This is a genomic window from Limosilactobacillus oris DSM 4864 (assembly GCF_001434465.1).
Classification (GTDB): Bacteria; Bacillota; Bacilli; order Lactobacillales; family Lactobacillaceae; genus Limosilactobacillus; species Limosilactobacillus oris.
The window spans coordinates 1-20,824 of sequence record NZ_AZGE01000009.1; the positions used below are offsets into that span (position 1 = coordinate 1).

General features: G+C 50.3%; 16 protein-coding genes and 1 riboswitch. Of the genes, 9 read left to right on the plus strand and 7 right to left on the minus strand.

Going from position 1 to position 20,824, the window contains the following annotated elements:
* Positions 1-213: 213 nt before the first annotated feature.
* Complete coding sequence (locus FC49_RS04960) at positions 214-1,239, plus strand: cation diffusion facilitator family transporter (protein WP_003712311.1); 1,026 nt, start codon at positions 214-216, stop codon at positions 1,237-1,239.
* A 144-nt stretch (positions 1,240-1,383) separates the two neighbouring features.
* On the opposite strand, the gene nhaC is transcribed toward FC49_RS04960, so the two are convergent.
* The 3 genes from nhaC to FC49_RS04975 form a co-directional block, all read right to left on the minus strand.
* The gene (gene nhaC, locus FC49_RS04965) at positions 1,384-2,763 is read right to left on the minus strand and encodes a Na+/H+ antiporter NhaC (RefSeq protein WP_056984431.1); all 1,380 of its coding nucleotides are present in this window, start codon (positions 2,761-2,763) and stop codon (positions 1,384-1,386) included.
* Positions 2,764-3,120: 357 nt separating this feature from the next.
* On the minus strand, positions 3,121-4,446 hold the full coding sequence (locus FC49_RS04970) for a nucleobase:cation symporter-2 family protein (RefSeq protein WP_056984432.1): 1,326 nt from the start codon (positions 4,444-4,446) through the stop codon (positions 3,121-3,123).
* Positions 4,447-4,531: 85 nt separating this feature from the next.
* Positions 4,532-4,629: riboswitch (purine riboswitch) on the minus strand.
* Between the two features lie 43 nt (positions 4,630-4,672).
* Positions 4,673-5,590, minus strand: a complete 918-nt coding sequence (locus tag FC49_RS04975) for a magnesium transporter CorA family protein (RefSeq protein WP_003712302.1) — start codon at positions 5,588-5,590, stop codon at positions 4,673-4,675.
* Positions 5,591-5,718: 128 nt separating this feature from the next.
* Between FC49_RS04975 and FC49_RS04980 the strand changes: the two genes are divergently transcribed.
* The 5 genes from FC49_RS04980 to FC49_RS05000 all read left to right on the plus strand — a co-directional run bounded on the left by FC49_RS04980 (position 5,719) and on the right by FC49_RS05000 (position 12,868).
* Positions 5,719-6,648, plus strand: a complete 930-nt coding sequence (locus tag FC49_RS04980; RefSeq protein WP_003715492.1) for an RluA family pseudouridine synthase — start codon at positions 5,719-5,721, stop codon at positions 6,646-6,648.
* A 20-nt stretch (positions 6,649-6,668) separates the two neighbouring features.
* Positions 6,669-7,427 (plus strand): TerC family protein, encoded by a 759-nt coding sequence (locus FC49_RS04985; RefSeq protein ID WP_003715563.1) that lies wholly within the window; start codon positions 6,669-6,671, stop codon positions 7,425-7,427.
* Entirely contained in the window at positions 7,427-7,747 is a 321-nt protein-coding gene (trxA, locus tag FC49_RS04990) for a thioredoxin (RefSeq protein ID WP_003712307.1), read from the plus strand. Before FC49_RS04985 ends, trxA begins: the two co-directional genes overlap by 1 nt.
* Positions 7,748-8,074: 327 nt before the next feature.
* Positions 8,075-10,615 (plus strand): mucin-binding protein, encoded by a 2,541-nt coding sequence (locus tag FC49_RS04995; protein ID WP_056984433.1) that lies wholly within the window; start codon positions 8,075-8,077, stop codon positions 10,613-10,615.
* 363 nt (positions 10,616-10,978) lie between these two features.
* Positions 10,979-12,868, plus strand: coding sequence for a MucBP domain-containing protein (locus FC49_RS05000; protein ID WP_003712284.1), 1,890 nt, complete (start codon positions 10,979-10,981; stop codon positions 12,866-12,868).
* Between the two features lie 71 nt (positions 12,869-12,939).
* On the opposite strand, the gene FC49_RS05005 is transcribed toward FC49_RS05000, so the two are convergent.
* The 4 genes from FC49_RS05005 to trpX all read right to left on the minus strand — a co-directional run bounded on the left by FC49_RS05005 (position 12,940) and on the right by trpX (position 17,290).
* Positions 12,940-14,280, minus strand: a complete 1,341-nt coding sequence (locus FC49_RS05005) for an MATE family efflux transporter (protein WP_003712290.1) — start codon at positions 14,278-14,280, stop codon at positions 12,940-12,942.
* Between the two features lie 367 nt (positions 14,281-14,647).
* Positions 14,648-15,412, minus strand: a complete 765-nt coding sequence (locus tag FC49_RS05010; protein WP_003712282.1) for an ABC transporter ATP-binding protein — start codon at positions 15,410-15,412, stop codon at positions 14,648-14,650.
* Positions 15,405-16,304 (minus strand): ABC transporter permease, encoded by a 900-nt coding sequence (locus FC49_RS05015; protein WP_056984434.1) that lies wholly within the window; start codon positions 16,302-16,304, stop codon positions 15,405-15,407. The genes FC49_RS05010 and FC49_RS05015 overlap by 8 nt, the downstream gene beginning before the upstream one ends.
* Complete coding sequence (gene trpX, locus FC49_RS05020; protein ID WP_003715506.1) at positions 16,301-17,290, minus strand: tryptophan ABC transporter substrate-binding protein; 990 nt, start codon at positions 17,288-17,290, stop codon at positions 16,301-16,303. The genes FC49_RS05015 and trpX overlap by 4 nt, the downstream gene beginning before the upstream one ends.
* A 395-nt stretch (positions 17,291-17,685) precedes the next feature.
* On the opposite strand from trpX, the gene FC49_RS05025 reads away from it, so the two are divergent.
* The 3 genes from FC49_RS05025 to FC49_RS05035 all read left to right on the plus strand — a co-directional run bounded on the left by FC49_RS05025 (position 17,686) and on the right by FC49_RS05035 (position 20,722).
* Positions 17,686-19,230 (plus strand): ABC-F family ATP-binding cassette domain-containing protein, encoded by a 1,545-nt coding sequence (locus FC49_RS05025; RefSeq protein WP_056984435.1) that lies wholly within the window; start codon positions 17,686-17,688, stop codon positions 19,228-19,230.
* Between the two features lie 10 nt (positions 19,231-19,240).
* Positions 19,241-20,017: a putative ABC transporter permease gene (locus FC49_RS05030; RefSeq protein WP_056984436.1), complete on the plus strand. Its 777-nt coding sequence runs from the start codon at positions 19,241-19,243 to the stop codon at positions 20,015-20,017.
* 111 nt (positions 20,018-20,128) lie between these two features.
* The gene (locus tag FC49_RS05035; RefSeq protein ID WP_056984437.1) at positions 20,129-20,722 is read left to right on the plus strand and encodes a glycoside hydrolase family 73 protein; all 594 of its coding nucleotides are present in this window, start codon (positions 20,129-20,131) and stop codon (positions 20,720-20,722) included.
* Positions 20,723-20,824 lie beyond the last annotated feature (102 nt).

The following is a 20,824-nucleotide window of genomic DNA, read 5'->3' on the forward strand; positions in this document are numbered from 1 at the left end:
CGTTTGTCTTCGAACCTCCGCAAGGATGGATAGGTTGGTCAAGCGCTGATTTATCAGCGCTTGAACTGCCAGCCAGCTACTGCGCTGCGGCATTATTAATCTATAAAATAGTTAAGAGGCTGAGTTAATTCCCAGCCTCTTGGTTCTTACTTTTGCCTATCAAAGTTTGCGTTACAATAGACCTAACGCATTTTCAAGGGAAGTTAGAGATTGATGTCAAAGTTTAAGAAGCATACAAAGCACGAGATGGCTGTCTGGGAGCGGACCCAGGCCAATGAGCTGGCGAAGATTCGGGCCGCCCAACGCCACTTGGTTTACAATGTGGTGGCCTACCTGGTTATTTCAATCATTGAATACTGGCTAGCGGCTATCAGTAGGTCACAGACTTTGCGGGCTGATGCCTTTAATAACTTATCAGGAATTATTTCAACAGTTCTCTTGATGATTGGCCTGCACATTGCCCAGGACGTTGATGATGACGACATCATTGGCGCCAAGCTCCCAGCTGGCAACTACCAGGATCACATGGGCTCTGACCAGCGGGTCCAGTTCGTCCGCTGGCGTTACGAAACCATCTTTTCACTGGTGACCGCGGTCGTGATGATCGCCATTGCCCTCAGCGTTATTATTGACGGAATCAAGGCCCTGCTGAACCCGAGCAGCCGGGTGGTTCCCCAGCCAGTGGCCCTGATTGGGGCTGGCGTGGCCTCCGTCATCATGTTGGTGGTGTGGTACATGAACCGACGGACCGGACGGAAGCTGCAAAACGCGGCCCTGCTGGCGTCGGCCCAGGACAGCCTGAGCGATGCCTTTACCAGTATTGGGACGATGGTTGCCATCGGCGGCGCACTTCTGTTTGACCTCGCCTGGCTTGATGGTGCCACCAGTATTGTCGTTGGTTTCTTTATCCTGTATTCCGGTTTAAAAATCTTCTTTGATAGTAGCCTCAACCTGACGGACTACTTTGATCCCCGAGCCGAAAAAGAGTACCGGGACGCGATTCTCAATGTTGCAAAGGTGCGTCAGGTGGTCGAACTCAAGGCTCACTACAACGGCAACGTAGTCACTTTGGACGCTACCCTGATGGTTAATAGTAAGATGACGGTGCTGGAGAGTTTCCAGCTGTCGGAACGCATTGAGAAGATGCTCCGCGAGCAGTTTGGGATTATTGACGCCGATATCTCCTTTATTCCGGACCCGAAGTCGTTTAAGGATAAAGACGTTAAGGGGCGAATATAATCGTTTTTAGATTACAATGCCTCAGCGCAGTAGATGGCAGGTTAAATACTGCGTTTTCTCCATACAGCATTGAAGGACGAAGACCCCCAATTAGCTAACAAGCTAATTGGGGGTCTTTCTTATTCCTTAGGTTTTATAACATAGCTAGTTTTGCTCTTTTTTGCCAGCCCATTTGAGCCCGATACCGGTGAACCTGCTCAGGATGGAGAATACCGGTGAGAAAAGACTGAAGAAGACGAAGGGCAGGAAGTGTAAAACGGGAACACCAAGGGTGGAAGCGGCAAAGGAGCCGGCAACGCCCCATGGGATGAGGTAGTTAATCACACTTCCACCATCTTCGAGTACCCGACTGAGTGCTAGCGGCGAAAGGCCAATCCGTGCAAAGGCGGGTTTGAACGCCTTCCCTGGCAAAATAACGGAGAGGTACTGTTCACCGACGAAGAGGTTGATACCAATTCCGGCCAGGATGGTCGTAGTAACCAATGGTCCCGGCTTGCGCAGGTGCTTGACCAGCGGTTCCATCGCAGCTTGAACTACCTGGAACTTCATTAGCAGGCCCCCAAGGGAGAGGGTCACGATAATCAGGGAAACGGTGGTCATCATGCTGGAGATGCCACCCCGTGATAGCAGGGTGTTAACGGAACTATCACTGGTGTGGGCCACGAAACCGTCGGTAATTAAACCAGTCAGTGAGGATAATGATTCGTGCGGGTGTTGGCAGAAAATCATGATGACCGTAACGAAGATATTGATAAAGAGGGTTGGAATTGCCGGGATGTGCCGCCAAGCGCAGATAAACATCAGGGCGATTGGCAAGAGCGCCCACCAGCTGATGGTGAAGTGCTGGGTCAAGACGGCCGTAGTCCGGGCGATTTTACCCGCGTCGATATGGGAACCCGCGCTGCCGAGCAGCCAGAAGAGGATTAGCGAAACGACAAACGAGGGGATGGTGGACCACATCATGTTCTTAATGTGGGCAAAGAGGTCGCTGCCAGCAATTGCGGACGCGAGGTTGGTTGAATCCGAAAGGGGTGACATCTTATCGCCAAAGACGGCCCCGGAGATGATCGCCCCAGCAATTAGGGCTGGGTTGATGTTCATTGCGACCCCCATCCCAAAGAGGGCGATTCCAATCGTGGAAATAGTGGTAAAGCCGCTCCCAATCGACAGGCCGACCAGTGAGCAGACCACAAATGTTGAGGGGATAAAGAACTGACTAGAAATCAGCTTGAAACCAACCACCATGATGGCGGGGATGATTCCGGCCTTAATCCAGACGGCAATCAAGGCCCCAATCAGAATAAAGATGAAAATCGGGATGATGGCCGTCCCAATTCCCTCCTGGATTCCCTGGTGGATATCCTCCCAGGATGCTCCCCGAAAGCGGGCCCAGAAGATGAGCAGGGCAATCGTAAACAGGACGGGAATCTGGGGTGACAGGCCGAACTTAATGACGGCGGTTCCCAAGATGATCAACATAGTAATCAGAATAATAACGGCTTCTTTAAAGTGTACTTTTTTCATAACCTAGGTCCTCCTTAATCGTTAGCGTTGCAGTTTAGCAGCTAAGATAACGGATGACCCCACCACAGTTGCTCATGATAACTTCCTCCTTAAACAAAAAAACGTCCCGTTGAACTAAATCAACGGGACGATTATTTAAACCGTGGTACCACCCAGCTTACGGACTATTGCCGCACTCTTATCAGGTGGTAACGGCACTGATCATGGCCGGACAATTGAGATTTCGTGATAATTCAGCCGCTCCGCCTGACCGGTTCGCACATCACCACCGGCTCTCTGACACCCAACGCAGGACCTACTAGAACGAAAATTGTTGCCATTATATTATCGTCTTGCTAGGCGTTTGTCAACGGCCAATTATTTTTCTGTTGCCCAGCGGTGGTTGAAGAGCAGGTTAAGCAGGACTGCCGAAATGCTGGTGACGACGATTCCGTTGCCCAGGATAATCTGGACTTCGGTCGGCATGTGCTGGAAGAGTTGAGGGTACATGGTAATCCCGAGTCCTAGCCCGATGGAAACGGAAGCGGTCAGGAGGTTCGAGTTTTTGGTGAAATCAACTTTGTGAAGAATCTGTACCCCCTGGACGCCGACCATCCCAAACATGACAATCATGGCACCACCGAGGACGGGTTCTGGAATTACAGTTGCCAGCGCGCCGACCTTTGGCAACAGGCCGAGCAGGAGCAGCAGGAAGGCGGCATAGTAGACTGGCCGCCGGGTTTTAACCCCGGACATTTTGAGAACCCCAACATTTTCCGAGAAAGTTGAGTAGGGGAAGGTGTTGAAAAGTCCGCCCAGGACCGCGGCAATCCCCTCGGCCCGGTAGCCCCGTTCCAAATCCTTTGTGGTGAGCTGGCGGCCGGTGATGTCACTGAGGGCGAAGAACACCCCGGTGGACTCGATCATGGTGGTCAGGGAAACCAGCATCATGGTGACCATGGCACTCAGGTTGAAGTGGGGCACCCCAAAGAAGAATAGCTGGGGCGTATGGAACCAGGCTGCTTCACTAACCGGGGTTAACGATACCTGGCCGAGGCCACCGGCGATAAATGAAGCCACTAGGATTCCAATCAGAATGGCGATTGACTTCATAAAGCCCCGGGCAAAGGCGCTGATGACTAGGATGATAATAATCGTCAAAAAGCCGACTAACAGGTTCGTGGGGTTCCCGAACGAAGCGGCGGTCGGGGTGCCGCCACCGAGATCTTGAAAGCCAACCGGGACTAGGGTGAAACCAATGATCGTAATTAATGACCCAGTAACGACAGGCGGGAAGAAACGCTTGAGGCGGGCGAAGAAGCCGGCAATCAGGAAGACGAAGATTCCGGCGGCGATGATGGCACCGTACATGTAGGTGATTCCGAGCTTGCCACCGATTGACTCAAGGGGCGTCACGGCCTGAACGGCACAGCCAAGGACAACGGGGAGGCCAATCCCCGTCAGTGGCGTTTGCTTGAGCTGCAGGAGCGTCGCCACCCCACACATAAAGATGTCGATGGATACCAGGTAGGTCATCTGGAGGGCGGAAAAGTGCAGGTAGTGGCCAATGAGGAGGGGCACCAGGACGTCCCCAGAATACATAGCTAAAAGGTGCTGAAAGCCGAGCACCAGGTTGTGCCATTCGCTGGTAAATGTGCGGCGGTTGGCTTGGCCGCGATAAACAGATGAAGTTGCTTGCTTCACGTGGAATTCCTCCTAATAGTTTGGAAGTCAAATCACAGCCTAGCAAAAGAAGCTGCGGCAAGGAAATGCTGCAGCTTCTTTTCAGTATAAGTATTGAAACGCTTATAGTCCGGAATTTAAGGCTCCGGGTAGAAACTGCCGACCATATCTCGGCATTATATAGGCTATTAATTTGCTTGTTCGATGTTAGTAATCCTACCACCCTCACTGTCGTCGTGCAAGGGGGTTACTTCCACCAGCGGCGGTTGATGAGAAAAATCACGCAGGCGACCATCAGCACGAGAGTAATTACCAGGGTGAGGAGCCAGGAAAGGTTCCCATCAGCTAAGGGCAGTTTCACGTTTTCTCCATAAAATCCCGAAACAATCGTGGGAATTGACAGGACAATCGAATAGATGGTCAGGTACTTCATCGTTTGGTTTAGGTCGCTATCCAAAACCTTACTGTAAGCGTTGGAGACCCGCTCGGAGACATCAGAGGTCATCTGGGCCATCTCCAGCCCCTGTTGTGCTTCGACGATCACGTCGTCCAGGTCGTTGCGCTGCCGGGTCGACATCCGGGGGGCAAACCGCCGTTTGAACTCCTCAAGCAGGGAAACATTCCCCTTGAGGGAAGTTAACATGTAGACCAGACCAGTTTCGATTTCCATGAACTCGGTAATGGCGTTCCGCCCGGTTCGCTTTTGCAGGTTGCGCTGGATTTGCTGCCGCTGCTGGTCGACCCGGCGGAGAGGACCAAAGTAGTTCGTTGAAAGCCGGTAAAGAACCGGGAAAACCAGGTTGAGTTTATCGGTAATTGGGCCCCGCTTCTGCAAAACTTTAAGCTGGTTGGCGATGATGCCGTTAACAAAGTTCGTCTTGGCGTTGGTGAAGGTAATAATGTTATTGGTTGTCAGCATGATCCCAATGGGGGCCGTCTGAGGAGCAGTCACCGCGTGGGTCGGGACGTAGACGTCGAAAATCAACAAGGTTACCCCCGCATCCGGGTCGACTTCAACCCGGGCTTTTTCGTAGGGGTCAATAGCATAGTCCAGCAGTTCTTGGGTCACTTCGTATTTTTTGATCAGGTCTGCCCGCTCGCGGGGGAGTGGTTCAAATACACTGATCCACCGACTGTGATCGTTAATTTCTTCGGTACTGAGCAAGCTATTCACCTCCTATAAGTGCTTACATTAATATTCAACGCTATAAACGGGGAAAAGTAAAGAGGACGCTTTTCCATTTCCTGGGAAATAATTATAAAATAAAACTAACGTATAAGAGGGGTGGAAAAATGACGGACAAAATTCGCTGGAAAATTGAGGAGTACCTGCCGGAGAACCAGGCTCGTTGCAGCCTACGGATTTTACTGCATGACCAGTGGCTGCTGCCGAACCGCTATGTTCACTTTTTACGCCGCCGTCACCATGTCCTGCTAAATGGTCGCTATGCCTATATGAACACGGCGGTCGCAGCTGGGGACCGGGTGACGCTGGCCTTTAACGGGGATGAGTTCCGAACCCCAGCGGCAAATGATTACCGACCGACCAGTAACCCACAGGTTAGGGTTCTGTTTGAAAATCGTGACCTGGTAGTGGTCAATAAGCCGCAGGGACAAAAGAGCCACCCAAATTATCACGGCGAAACGGGGACGCTGATGAACGACGTGGCGGGCTACCTAACGGCAAAGGATTGCGGAGCCTTTATGGTCCACCGCCTTGACCAGGAGACCAGCGGGGCAATGATTATTGCTAAAAATCCGGTGGTTGTGCCGGTCCTCAACCGCTTGATCAGCTCCGGGCAAATTCACCGTCGTTATCTGGCAGTGGTTGCCGGCAAACTGACCGGCCGGGGAAAGTTTACTGAACCCCTGGGTAAGGATCCACGGGACGTGCGTAAGTACTGCGTCGCTGGCGAAAATGCCAAACCAGCGCAAACCAACTACCAGGTGCTGGCAAGCCGGCACAATCGCACGCTCGTCCTCCTGCAGCTCGCAACGGGACGGACCCACCAGCTCCGGGTCCACCTTGCCTATCATGGGCACCCGATTATTGGTGACCCCTTGTACGGCCGGGATGGTTCTTCGCGGATGCTGCTGCACGGCGCCACACAGGAATTGGTCCTGCCCTTTTCTTTTAAAAGAATTCAGGTTACGGCACCTTTGCCGTCCTATTTTACGGATTATCTGGTAAAATACGATTTAGAAAAGTTAGATTGCAAATAATGCTACAAGGAGGACACTAATTGTCACTTTTAGAAAAGTTATATGGGCCGTTTTTTGACCCACATAACTGGGCAACGGTTATTACTTCAGGCCAGGATTGGCTCATTATTTTGTCGCTAGTAATAATTGAGTGCCTACTGTCAGTCGATAATGCGGTCGTTTTAGCTGCGCAAACCCGGGTGCTGCCAACCCTCAAGGAGCAGGAGGAGTCCCTCTTTTACGGAATTTGGGGTTCTTACCTCTTCCGCTTCTTAATCATCGGGATTGGGGTCTACCTAATCAACTTCTGGGAAATCAAAGTAATCGGGGCCGCCTACCTGATGTATCTGGTATACCGGTTCTTCCATAATCGCTACCACGGCCGACGACGGCGAAAAGTCCGCACAACTGCCGACCGGGCGACGGGCCGGAAACGCTTCTGGCTGGTCGTTGCCCAGATTGAATTTATGGACATCATTTTCTCCGTTGACTCGGTATTAGCTTCGCTGGCGGTTTCACCTAACCCGGTAATCGTCCTGATTGGGGGCTTGATTGGGATTGCCTGCATGCGGGGAGTAGCCGAGATTATCATGAAACTGATGCGCAAGATTCCGGAACTCGAACCAATGGCTTACGCCTTAATCTTTGTGATTGCGATTAAGCTCTTCTTAACGATTCCGGCAATCGACATCGAAATACCATCACAATACTTTGGCATCTTTATGCTGGTAGTATTTGGGCTGACAATTATTGTCCACTTTATCCGGCGTGGTAAAGATAAACAAAAGGAGCAGAAGTAATGGCAATTGAAGCAACACAAGAGAACTTTGACCAGACGATTACCGGGCCGCTGACGGTCGTTGACTTTTGGGCACCGTGGTGTGGGCCCTGCAAGATGATGGCGCCGGTCTTAGAGAAGCTGGAGCAACAGTTTGCGGGTCAAATTAAATTTGTGAAGTTCAACGTCGACAACGGCCAAGAGCTTGCCCAGCGTTACAAGGTAATGAGTATCCCGTCGCTGGTTGTCTTCCGCAATGGCGTCGCCAAGGAAAAAGTTACCGGGGTATACCCAGAGGCAAAACTGGCCCATTATTTTAACCGGAAGTTAGCCGAAGAGTAGTCCCGGTGTTAGAACGGGAGCCCTAGTTACGAACTTAACCAGCCTGACAGCTGACCATGATAGTTAAGCTGTCAGGTTGGTTTTTATTTTGCTTATCTACTTATCAGTAAACAAGCGATATTTTTAGAAACAGTGATAAGTGTAAATCGACAGATAAGCAAAACCAATCATATTTCCGAAATTATAATAAAAAAATTATCGTTAACAAATGTTGATATAACAGCGTTTTAAAAATACAAATAGTAATTTTTTATTATTTTCACTTGATAATCAAACATGGAAAGTGGTATAAAATAATCAACATGAATTTGGGAGGATTTTGGGAATATGTTATCAAGTCATAATCAAAACGAAATGTTAAAGAAGCAAGCACAAAAGCACCAACGGTTTACGATTAAAAAGTTGAGCGTTGGCGTTGCCTCAGTCTTAATTGGTTTGACTTTCATGGGAGCTAGCTCTGTTAGCGCAGATACTAACACCCAGAGCGATGCGGCTAACCAGCCAGCGGTAGTCAACACTGACAAGGGTACGCAGAACGATAACCATGCAACCACTAATCAACCAGTAAGCGAAAATAATGCAGCAGCTGCTCAGGGCACGAACACGCAGGCGGCTGCTAACAACAACCAAACTGCTAACCAAGCAACTGCCAATGTTACGCCAGCTGCCGAAAACAATAACAACCAAGCAGCCGAGGCAAAGGTACCGAACTACTACAACATTACGGTAAACTTCCATGACGTTACTCGGGGCGGCAACATTCAAGTGCTGAACAAGATGACTGGTCGCTATGAATATAAGAGTGACTACAAGGGAACGGTTGTTTATCCTGGCGCGACCACTGCACAAAACTTTAAGGCACCAGTTGCGGGATACCAGTTACTGAACCCTGAAATCTTAGATCAATACTTTGACTTTGACGCTAATGGTTATGCCATCATGAAGAAGGGGGTACTTACTCCTGAGACGCGGGTTCTGGAAAATGGGATGGTAGAAGGAAAAATCAACCTTACCTTGAACTACGGTGTTCTGTCGCCAATTAAGGTTCAATATGTTGACACTGATAACGGTCACGTTTTGGCTTCAATGGAATTACCAAGCTATTACATGTCGACCGTATCGCCAGAACGGCTGGCTGGTGACCCAAAGGCACCAGATGCTTCTAAGTACGAAGGGGCTGCTATTAACATCCCGGGTTACAAGTTGGTTTCAGCACCGCTGATTGAAGGGAAGATTGACGGTCAAACCCAGAACTCCCTTCAAGATAAGAATTACATCTACTTGACTTTCCAATACAAGAAAGTAATGGACAACGCTGAATCCGCTACGACTACCCCAGGCAAGGGCAGTACAGGAGCAGCGATTTCTGCTAACACCTGGACAAACTTACCAGGTATGTTCAGCATCAGCGGAGTTTACGGCCTGAAGAATAGTGCGGATAACGGTGACGTTGAAAAGCGTACTCAAGATCTGATTGACCGTTACAAGAAGCAGGGCTTCTCCTACATTGGTACGACCAACAAGATCTTCAATGACGATTACTACAACTACTACGCTACTTGGACAAAAATTTACTTAATTCCAAACCAGGCAGTTCAAGTTAACTACGTTGATGAACAGGGGAACAAGCTTGCGGATAGCGATACGATCGCAACGAACGCTGCTAACCCTGACCAGACTAACCAGGGTGTTAACCACAGCGCAAACTGGAACCCTGCTGGCGAATGGACTGCTAAGCCGAAGGACATCCAGGGCTACCACTTGGTTAAGACTGAAGGGGCTACGAACGGTGAATTCACTGCTTACCAATATGTAACGACCTTTGTTTACGCTAAGGATCAAGGAAACGTGGTTGTAACTGTTCACGATGTTACTGATAACAAGGATTTGGACAACTACACTTACAACACTGGTGACCAGGACGTTGACACTCCTGTTAGCTACGACAAGGCGACGACCATTGCTGAACTGCAAAAGGCTGGATACAAGGTTCTGAACGCCGATGTAGTTGTACCAGGCTCAATCGTTAAGGGCACTCAGACTGTGACTATTAACGTTGAACACGATACGATTACGGTTACCCCAGACAAGCCGGCAACCCCAACTGACCCGGTTAACCCATCGAACCCTGATGGTCCAAAGTTCCCAGCTGGTACTTACTCTGACCAGCTGAACCACACTTACACCCGGACGATCAACTACGTGGACAGTAAGACCAATGAACAGGTTGCTACTCCAGTGGTTCAGACTGTTAAGGCAAGCCGGACTGCCTTGGTTGACAAGGTTACTGGCCAGCTCAAGGGTTATGTTGATGCTCAGGGCAACCTGGTTTCCGGTGATGGCTGGACAAGTGACCAAGACGGCTGGGCAGCAGTTGTTTCACCAAAGATTAGTGGTTACCAAAACCCTGAACTGACTGAAGTTGCTGCTACTAAGATCAACCCGAGTGATCCTTCTAGCGACCAAACCGTAACGGTTTACTACACGCCAGAAATCATCGACCCGAACGATCCAGACAAGCCAACCCCAACTGACCCGACCGACCCGACGAAGCCAACGGATCCTACTAACCCAACCGATCCAACTACGCCGACGACTCCAGAAAACCCAACGAATCCTACTACTCCGGTAAACCCAACTACGCCAGCTAACCCAGGAACGCCTGGTGTGATTGTTGACAATGGCCAACCAGGTCAACCAGTAGTGCCAACCCAAGCCGGCAAGCAAGTTACGCCTGCTAAGGCTAACAACGCACAACAGTTGCCACAAACCGGTAACAACAACCAAGCTGCTGTTCTTGGCTTAGGAATGGGCGCAGTTGCTAGTCTGCTTGGTCTCCTTGGCTTGAACAAGAAGCGTGAAAACTAATTTTGGCGAATCACTGATGAGAAAATAGAATAATTGTGTAAATAGCTCGTGCCTGAAACTTTGGCACGGGCTGTTTTTTATTTCCGCTCCGTTAGTGATTGCATGCTGTCCAGACAGGGGGGTGTCACTTATCTATTTATCAGCAAAATGGTGAGTTTTATCGCTTAACATGATAAATTAAAATCATTAGATAACCAGAACGGGCTTGATTATTTATAAATGAGCAAAATTACCTCCTTCTGGAAATGCCTATTTAACAGCGTTTCTGAAAATTAAAACAAAAAATTTATCTATTTCACTTGATAAGTGAAATGGTTATATGTTATAAAATAGTTGTAATGAATTTTGGGAGGACTTAGGGATATGTTATCAAGTAATAATCAAAGTGAAATGTTAAAGAAGCAAGCACAAAAGAACCAACGGTTTACTCTGAAGAAGCTCAGCGTGGGCGTTGCCTCAGTCCTAATCGGTTTAACTTTTATGGGTGTCAGCTCAGCAAGTGCCGATACTAATACCCCAAACAGTACGACTAATCAGCCGGTGGTTGTTAACACTAATACTGCTAACCAATCAAATGCTAATCAATCAGTAAATGAAAAACAGAATGTTGCAGCTACCGACACAAATACTACTAATGCTTCTGCTAACCAAAGCCAACCTAACGCCACGGTTGCACCGGCTACGGAAAATGATAATACTCAGTCGGCTACGGAAAATAAGAATGTCAGTGTTTACTACATTACTGTTACCCGCCATGATGTAACCCGTGGCGGAAACGTTCAAACGTTGAACCGGAGTACCGGACACTACTCTTACTGGACTCCAGAAACAGTGACGCTTTACTCAACTGGTAATGGTCAAACTTATCAAGCCTACAAGAAGCCAATTCCGGGTTACAAGTTGCTGAACCCAGAAGTACTGGACCAATACTTTAACTTTAATGATTCAGGCTCTGCCGTTTTGAAAGAAGGGGTTGTTCCCGAAAAAGTGGTAACTACTGAATATGGAACAACGATTGGCTACATTAATATTACTTTGAACTACGCGGTTCTATCACCAATCCAGGTAGAATACGTTGATACCGATAACGGCCATGTTTTGGCATCGATGAAAATGCCAAGCTACTACATGACGACTGAATCGTTCCAACACCAAAATGGTGATGTTACCATGCCAGATGCTTCTAAGTACGAAGGTGCTGCCTTCGACATTCCTGGCTACAAGCTGGTATCCGCACCGGTACTGGAAGGTCAAATTGATGGGCAAACTGAAAACTCATACAATGATGAAAATCCAATTCGGTTAGTCTTCCAATACAAGAAAGTGATGGATAATGCTGATTCCGTAACAACGACCACTGGCAAGGGAAGCACTGGTGCGGTGATTGTGAACTCATGGGAGAACCTGCCGGGAATGTTCCGAATTTCTGGTGTTCAAGGACAGAAGAATGATGGTGACAATAATGGTGATGTTGAAAAGCGGAGCCAGGCGCTAATTGACCACTACCGGAAGCAGGGCTTCTCTTACATTGGAACGACAAATAAGCTGTACAACGATGATTACTACAACAATTATGCTGATGGTACTTACATCTACCTGGTACCTAACAAGCCGGTCCTAGTAAACTACGTGGATGAAGATGGCAACAAATTAGCCGACAGCGACCTTATCGCCCACAACTACGCTAACCCGGACCAAACAGCTAATGGTATCAATGCAAGCTCATACTGGTACTCAGCTGGTCAATGGACTGCTAAGCCAAAGGATATCAAGGGCTATCACCTGGTTAAGACTGAAGGAGCAACGAGCGGTAACTTTACTCCTTACCAATACGTAACGACTTTTGTTTACGCTAAGAACTCGGAAATCATCGACCCGAACGACCCAACTCCGGATCACCCAACTGACCCGACGAAGCCAACGGATCCTACTAATCCAACGAATCCAACAGTGCCAACTACGCCGACGACCCCAGAAAACCGAACGAACCCTACTACTCCAGTAGATCCTACTACGCCGGCTAACCCAGGAATGCCTGGTGTGATTGTCGACAATGACCAACCTGGTCAGCCTGCTTCACCGGTTGCACCAGTTGCCACTAGTCAACAGGTTACCCCAGCTAAGGCCAACAACAATGCTCACCAGTTGCCACAGACCGGTAACGACAACCAAGCTGCTGTTCTCGGCTTAGGGATGGGGGCAGTTGCTAGTCTGCTCGGCCTTCTCGGCTTGAACAAGAAGCGCGAAAACTAAATTAGATAATTAATGGTCAATAAAAGGAGCAACCCACAGCGCGTGAGTTGCTCCTTTTAATTTTTCTTGATTTAACGGTGCTTCTTGGTTTTATCAAAGTGTGGCCGGTAAAGCTGATAAAAGACTAAGGAGAGAATAAGGGTCAGCAGGTCTGAGCAGGCTTGGGCAGCTAAAATTCCGGTATAGCCAAAGAACTTTGCCAATACCGCGATGGCAACCCCAAAGATGAGGCCCTGTCGGCTAAAGGAAAGCCAGAAGGCAGGAACGGCCTTGCCCATTGACTGGAACGTGGTTGTAAAGACGAGGATGATGCCGGCGAAGGTGGTCGTCAATGATAGCCAGCGGAGCATGAGGGCCCCCTCCCGAACAATCGCTGGACGGTTCATAAAGAGGGCGATGATGTGGGGAGCAAAAATCAACAGGAGGACTGTCAAGACGACGTTCAGACTGATGATTACCAGGAGGTCAAAGTGAATTACTTCGTTGAAGCGCTGCTCATCCCGGGCCCCATAGGCATAGCCGATTAGTGGCTGGGCTCCAAAAGCAAAGCCGACCATGATCATAATAATGATCGAATTAGCCTTCATCGCAATTCCCATCGCGGCGACGCTGTTAGCCCCGTAGGCGATTAGATAGCGGTTGGTCATTGCGGTGGCAAAGGTCACCATGATGTTAGTCACGGAGGCTGGGATTCCGATAGCATAAATTTGGCCCTGGAGCTGGCGACTGATTTTGGTTTCATGAATCGAGGTCGTTAGTTTCTTGCTCTTGGTCCGTAAAAAGTAGACCATTAGGATGTCAGCAATCACGCTGGAAGTGACCGTTGCCAGGGCAGAACCGCCGGCCCCCAGACCACAGCTAAAGATGAAGACGGGGTTTAAGAAAATATTGATGACCGTGCCGACCATTGAGGCAATCATGGACTGAACGGCCAGCCCCTCCGTTCGTAAAATATTGGTTGGCGAGAGACCGAAGATAATGAAGGGTGCTCCCCAGGCAATCACCAGGTAGTATTCGCGGGCAAACTGCCAGGTCGCTGGCGAGGCCCCCAATAGGTGGAGAATTGGGGTTTGAAAGACGAGCATAATAACCGTGACGACTACACCGCAGGCAATTGAATAGTAGAAACAGTAGCCGGAAACATTCCGGGCGATGCGGTCCTGGTGTTCGCCAAATAAGCGGGAAATCAGTGAGCTGCCTCCCAGACCGAAAATATCACCAATGGCAATCATGAGGGTGAAAATCGGCGCGGCCTGTGAGACGCCGGCGACCAAGTCCGGGTTGCCGGTTTTGGAAACGAAGAAGGTGTCGACCAGGTTGTAGACGAGGGTCACCGCCATCGACAAGACGACCGGCATCGCCAGGGTGAAGTAGGCCTTCTTAATTGAGGTGTGTTCAAACAATTCGTTCATCGCTACGGCTCCTTTATAAATAAAGTGGAAACGGGTGAGAGTGAGTGGGACAGAACTAGCCTGGCTAGTTCGTTGTCCCACCTCCGTCGCCGCGCAGCTAGCCTGTAGGAAGGATGGCTACGCCGCGTAGCAAGCCTATTTGGGGTTGGTCAAATGCTGATTTATCAGCGTTTGAACGGCCAGCTACTGCGTTGTTGCATTTTTAGCTTTAAAATAGCAAAGAGGCTGAGTTAATTCTCAGCCCCACCCGTTTATGGATTACCAGGGTAGTGGAACTGCCAGTACGACTGGCGTTCGTGTGTGTTTAACCAGTAATCCTCAAATATAACCATTGTTACTATATCACAGTCGTCAGGTCTTCGTAAGGTTAATCTTCAAAATAATGGTAGAGTTTTTCAACCGTTAATTCCTGCTTTTCCTGTCCGCAGAAGTCGGCCTTAATCTGCCCGTTTTGGAGGACAATCAGCCGGTTGCCGTAAGTAAGGGCGTCCTCTAGGTGGTGGGTAATCATCAGGGCGGTCAGGTGGTCGTGCGTAATCCGCTCGTTCGTTGCGTGGAGCAGGTTTAGACTGGTATGCGGGTCGAGGGCCGCCGTGTGTTCGTCCAGGAGGAGGATGTCGGGCCGCTTGAGGGTTGCCATCAGGAAGCTCAGGGCTTGTCGTTGTCCACCGGATAGGGCACCGGTCGCAGTCGTCATTCGCTTTTCCAGACCATTGTTCATCGTTGCGGCCAGCTCTGTGAAGCGGGCGATGTTGGCCTTGAGCTTCCGGTGTACCAGGTGGCGGCGTTCACCACGTTTCGTGGCGAGCAGCATATTTTCGGCAACGGTCATCCGCGGGGCGGTACCGAGCTTGGGGTCCTGGAACACCCGGGCTAAAAAGGTCGTCCGCTGTTCCTCAGAACTCTTCGTGATGTCGGTGCCGTTGTGGAGAATCTGTCCTGCGTCGACGCTGAGGTTGCCGCCGATGACGTTAAAGAGGGTGGACTTGCCGGCCCCGTTTGTCCCGACGATGGTAATGAAGTCGCCTTCGTTAATGGCAAGGTTGATTCCCTTGAGGATCGTCGTTTCGTTGGCGGTTCCTTTATTAACGACGGTTTGCACGTTTTTTAATTCTAAAATCGGCTTACTCATGCGGACGTACTCCTTTCAAAATCGGCTTTTTCAGGTGGAGGTGCTGTTCAAGCTGCGGCAGCATCATGCAGATTGCCAGGACGACGGACGAAATCAGGTTGAGGTCGTTAGCGGAGAAGCCGAGCTGGAGGACGACCAGCAGGATGATCCGGTAAATGATACTTCCGAGAGTCACCGCGACTAGCCGCTGGTTAAGTGTTAATTCGCCAAAGGCCACTTCGCCAATGATGATGGAGGCCAGGGCAATCACGATAGTCCCAATCCCCATGTTGATGTCGGCGTAGCCATTATTTTGGGCAATCAGGGCGCCACAGAGGCCGACCATCCCGTTGGAAACCATTAGGCCAACGATGATCATCTTATCGGTGTGGATTCCCAGTGATTTCGCCATTGTTGGGTTGTCCCCAGTTGCGATGAAGGCCTGTCCGTAATCCGTAGCGAGGAAGAGGACCATCAAGATGGTGATAACGGCAATGATGATGATTCCCATGACAACGCTGTCGAAGTACTGGGGCAGGCTGGTCATGAAGCGACCGTTAAAGAGGGTTGGCTTCCCCAGCAAAGAGATGTTCGACTTCCCCATGATTCGGAGGTTGACCGAATAGATGGCGGTCATCGTCAGAATTCCGGCAAGTAGACTGGGAATTTTCCCCTTCGTATAGAGGAGGCCGGTGACTAGGCCAGCCAGCATCCCGGCACCGATGGCGAGCAGGGTTGCCAGCAGGGGGTTAATACCGTGTGAAATTGCAGTGACCGCGGTGGCTGCGCCGAGGGGGAAGGTTCCCTCGACGGTCATGTCACAGAAGTCGAGGATCCGGAAGGTGAGGTAGAGGCCGAGACCCAGGAGTGCCCATAAGAGTCCCTGCCCGATTGCTGATACCATTAGATTCATTGATAAATCTCTCCCTTCGTCTTGGCTTCGTGTTCAAATTGCTTGGGTATTTGGATGTGAAGCCGGCGGGCCTGCTTAAGGTTTAACACTGGGTCGCCATGCCGGACGTATTGGATTGGCATGTTCGCTGGCTTCTTCCCCTTGAGAATGGCGACGGTCATCTTGGCACCGCGGACGCCTAGCTGGTACTGGTTGACACTGTATGTGGCGAGGCCGCCCTGCTTAACCATCGAGGCGGCCGCTGGGAAGACCGGCTTGTTGGCCGCGTTAGCATTCTTGACCAGTGTCTGCATAGCGCCGGCGATGGTGTTATCGGTTGGTACAACCACCGCATCGACTTCCTGGAGCATCTGCTCGGAGACCTGGTTGAGGTCGTTGCTGTTGGCGATTGAGTAGGACTTGAGCCGGATCCCCATCTTCTTGCATTCCTGCTGAATCTGCTGGTGACCAGCGACTGCTGAGGCGTCGCTGGAAGTATAAATTACCCCGAGAGTCTTGAGGTGGGGCATAAATTCCTTAACCAGGTTGAGCTGCTCCCTGATTGGCGACTGGTCGGAAACGCCGCTGATGTTGCCACCGGGGTGGCGGTTGTTCTTGACCAGGCCAGCCCCCTTCGGATCGGTGACGGCGCCTAGAACGATGGGAATCTTGCTGGTAGAGTTCGCCGCGGCTTGGGCGGCCGGCGTCGTAATGCTGTAAATAACGTTGCAGTTATCGTTAACTAGCTTGGACGCCATGGTTTTAAGGTTGCTCTGGTCACCGTTGGCGTTTTGGTATTCGATTTGAATATTTTTGCCGTCGTGGTAACCCTCCCTGGCTAGCTCATCGACGAATCCCTTATAGATTTGGTCGAGGGCGGGGTGGTGCATCAAGGTCAACACTCCCACTCGCGGGACCCGCCGTTTGACCAACCCGCCATTTTCGCTAAAGAACGCGACACCGAGGAAGGCCAGTAGCAGGGCAATCAGGGTATACATTCGCTTCATTAATCTTCACACCTTTCCAAATAAAAACGGGAGCCCACATGACCTGGACTCCCGTTTCGCTGGGCAAAATAAAAGTCCGCATGTGGATCCATGCGGACTGAATGATTGCAAAATCAGCCGGCACAGATGCAATCTGCTTTTCAGGTTGCATCCATGACGAATCAACCTGAAACTACCGGCTTTGCCAACGGTTAATTTGCTTGTTGAACTGATTTTGCTTCATTAAACTTACTCCCTTGTTAGTAATTGTTTTTTAGTATAGCTAAGCGGCCTGGCCCTGTCAATAGAAAATATTAAAATCTTCTCATTTTGTTGGCGAACCCGATGAATTGCTGGTACCAGGCCGGCTGTGATACTATGAAAATAAGAGCTTGATAGACATAAAGGAGAAAAGAATGGCAGTTTTAGATGTCGAAGGGCTGACGATGAGTTATGCCGATAAAAAACTCTATGAAGACGCCAGCTTCCAGTTGGAAAAACACGAACACATGGGGATTGTTGGTCAAAACGGGGCCGGCAAGTCAACATTGATTAAAATTTTGATTGGTAAGGTCCTCCCGGTCGAGGGGGCGGTCAAGTGGCAAAAGGGAGTCAAGATTGGCTACCTGGACCAGTACGTGGATATTCCCAAGGGGATGACCCTGATTCAGTTTCTCCACACGGCCTTTGCCAACCTATACGAATTGAACGACCGGATGAATAAGCTGTATGAGGACTACGCTACGAAGATGGACGACAGCCTGCTGGCCCGGGCCGGCCGCATCCAGGAGCAGCTTGATGCCAATAACTTCTACGACATTGAAACTGAAATCGAGCGGGTCATGAACGGTTTGGGCTTGACTGAAATCGGCAAGGACCACGTGGTGTCTGAGATGAGTGGCGGCCAGCGTTCCAAGATTATCCTGGCGAAGATGCTGCTGGAAAATCCGGACGTTATCCTTCTTGACGAACCGACCAATTACCTGGACACTGCCCACATCGAATGGCTGATTGACTACCTCAACCAGTACCAGGGGGCCGCAATGATTATTTCCCACGACTACGACTTCCTTGAACGGGTCACCAACACGGTCTGTGACGTCTCCTTTGGCAAGATTACCAAGTACCGGGGAAGCTTCCAACAGGCGATGCGGCAAAAGGAAGAACGCAAGGAGGCTCAGGAGCGGGAATACGAAAAGCAGCAGGTCGTAATTGAAAAGGCTGAACGGTTCATTCGGAAAAACAAGGCCGGCTCCAAGTCGACGATGGCCAAGTCCCGGGAAAAGATGCTGGCACGGATGAAAAAGACCGATCCGCCAGCTGACAACCTCAAGGCGACCTTTCACTTTCCGTATGAGAATACCGGTTCGGCGAACGCCCTGCGGGTCAACGAACTCTCCGTTGGTTATGGGCGGCCCCTGCTGGCCCCGGTGACCTTCTCCATGACGATGGGGGAGAAACTCCTTTTTACCGGTTTCAATGGGGTCGGCAAGTCAACGCTGATTAAGTCAATCCTGAAAAAGATTCCGGCACTCGCGGGGAAGGCCAGCTTCTCACCATCCGCGAAGGTTAACTACTTCGACCAGGACCTGGAATGGGATGATCCCCAGCTTACCCCCTTGCAGACAATTCAAAATATGTTTCCGACGATGCAGCCGCGGACGATTCGGACGAAATTGGCCCGGGCCGGGATTAACGCCGCCAATACGATGAAGCCCCTCCACCAGCTTTCCGGTGGTGAACAGACGAAGGTCAAGCTGGCAATCTTGGAATTGACCCCTTGTAACTTCCTGATTATGGATGAACCGACCAACCACCTGGATGATGAAACCAAGGAGGGCCTTAAAAAAGCACTCCAGGAATTCCCGGGCAACCTGATTCTGGTCAGTCACGAGGAGAGTTTCTACACCGGTTGGCTGGATAAAATTTTAAATGTTGAAAAACTGAGCTTAAAGAACTAGGAGGCCCAACATGCCCTACACACTTTCGGAAGTGATTGTGCTCTTCTTTACCTATTCCGTCGTTGGCTGGCTGTGGGAGACAGCCTATTGTTCGATTAAGGACCACCAGTATGCTTACCGGGGATTTTTGTTTGGCCCTTACTGCCCGGTCTACGGTTTTGCCGTCACCACGATTCTGATTACGACCTACCGAGTGCGGGATAACGTTATCCTCCTATTTATTGTGGGGATGATTGTCGCCAGCGTCTTTGAATACGTTGCCAGCCTCTTTTTAGAAAAGGTGTTTCACATGAAACTATGGGACTACTCAGACCTGTGGGGGAACCTGCAGGGCCGGATTGCACCCCAGATCTCCCTTTTCTGGGGAATTGGGGTGGTTATCCTCGTCCGCTACATCCAACCCTTCATTCAACGGGTGATTAATTGGGAGGAAGGCTGGACCCATGGAATGCTCGCCCTACTGATTGTTGTGGGGATGGGAACTGATACTGTGCTGACGATGATCAGTATCAAGCACTTCCACATGACCACCAAGCAGTGGGACCAGCGGATCAACGCCTTTCAAGAGCAGCTGCGGGAGCGGGTCAAAAAGGCCCTGCCAGAGGAGCGGCAATTGCGGCGCCACCAGTTGGAGCACTGGGACCAGACCTTTGTTGACCACCTCCAAAAGCACCCTGGGACCGCGTTGAGCTGGAATGAGCGGCGGATGATTAAGAGCTTCCCGAAGATGAAGGTTTTGGACGCCAAACGGTTTAATAAGGTCAAGCAGCACCTATCGAATAAGTAGTTTCTGTGCTTATTTTGCGAAGATTCCCTAAAACTTCCGTTGGAGTGCTCGTATCAACGCTCACTGGTTCTTATAATGGGAAAAAGAATCAGACGAGGGGAGAGGGCGGCAATGCAAATTAAGCGCAAGCCTCTAATTATCGGGACACTCATCAGTGGGATTCTGCTAGTCCTGCTGGTGGTGGGACTCTACCAGCTGCATACTCAGCAGCAGCCGCAACGTGAGCGCCACTCGACCGACATTACGGTCCAGCAGTTTATCAAACAGGTGGCCCCGGCAGCCCAGCGGGAACAGAAAAAGTACCACATCCCGGCAAGCATCACGATTGCCCAGGCGGGATTGGAATCCGACTGGGGCCGGAGCAAGCTGGCGGCGAAGTATAATAACCTTTTTGGTATCAAGGCGAACGGCAAGAGTAACCGGGTGCGGATGTACACGACAGAAAACGTGAATGGCAAGACGGTGAAGGTCAAGCAATACTTTCAAACCTATAATAGCTGGGCTGCATCAATCAACGCCCACACCCAACTGATTGTCAACGGGACGAGTGATAATCACGCGCGTTTCAGGGCGGTCCAAACGGCCAAGACATACCGGCAGGCAGCACTGGCCTTGCAAACCGGCGGCTATGCAACGGATCCGGATTACGCCAGCAAGCTGATTTACGCGATTAAGAAATTTAAGCTAGCACAATATGATAAGTAGAAAAAGGGGAGACAGAGGTCATTTATGACTTCGTCTTTCGACCCGCAGCTAGCCCTGTGGCGAACCCCCGCGAGCACAAACAGAGGTCTAAAGTTCGGCTTA

Coding starts and splice junctions, on each gene's coding strand:
- FC49_RS04960 (WP_003712311.1), top strand. CDS start 214: ATGTCAAAGTTTAAGAAGCATACAAAGCACGAGATGGCTGTCTGGGAG.
- nhaC (WP_056984431.1), bottom strand. CDS start 2,763: ATGAAAAAAGTACACTTTAAAGAAGCCGTTATTATTCTGATTACTATG.
- FC49_RS04980 (WP_003715492.1), top strand. CDS start 5,719: ATGACGGACAAAATTCGCTGGAAAATTGAGGAGTACCTGCCGGAGAAC.
- trxA (WP_003712307.1), top strand. CDS start 7,427: ATGGCAATTGAAGCAACACAAGAGAACTTTGACCAGACGATTACCGGG.
- FC49_RS04995 (WP_056984433.1), top strand. CDS start 8,075: ATGTTATCAAGTCATAATCAAAACGAAATGTTAAAGAAGCAAGCACAA.
- FC49_RS05000 (WP_003712284.1), top strand. CDS start 10,979: ATGTTATCAAGTAATAATCAAAGTGAAATGTTAAAGAAGCAAGCACAA.
- FC49_RS05005 (WP_003712290.1), bottom strand. CDS start 14,280: ATGAACGAATTGTTTGAACACACCTCAATTAAGAAGGCCTACTTCACC.
- FC49_RS05010 (WP_003712282.1), bottom strand. CDS start 15,412: ATGAGTAAGCCGATTTTAGAATTAAAAAACGTGCAAACCGTCGTTAAT.
- FC49_RS05015 (WP_056984434.1), bottom strand. CDS start 16,304: ATGAATCTAATGGTATCAGCAATCGGGCAGGGACTCTTATGGGCACTC.
- trpX (WP_003715506.1), bottom strand. CDS start 17,290: ATGAAGCGAATGTATACCCTGATTGCCCTGCTACTGGCCTTCCTCGGT.
- FC49_RS05025 (WP_056984435.1), top strand. CDS start 17,686: ATGGCAGTTTTAGATGTCGAAGGGCTGACGATGAGTTATGCCGATAAA.
- FC49_RS05030 (WP_056984436.1), top strand. CDS start 19,241: ATGCCCTACACACTTTCGGAAGTGATTGTGCTCTTCTTTACCTATTCC.
- FC49_RS05035 (WP_056984437.1), top strand. CDS start 20,129: ATGCAAATTAAGCGCAAGCCTCTAATTATCGGGACACTCATCAGTGGG.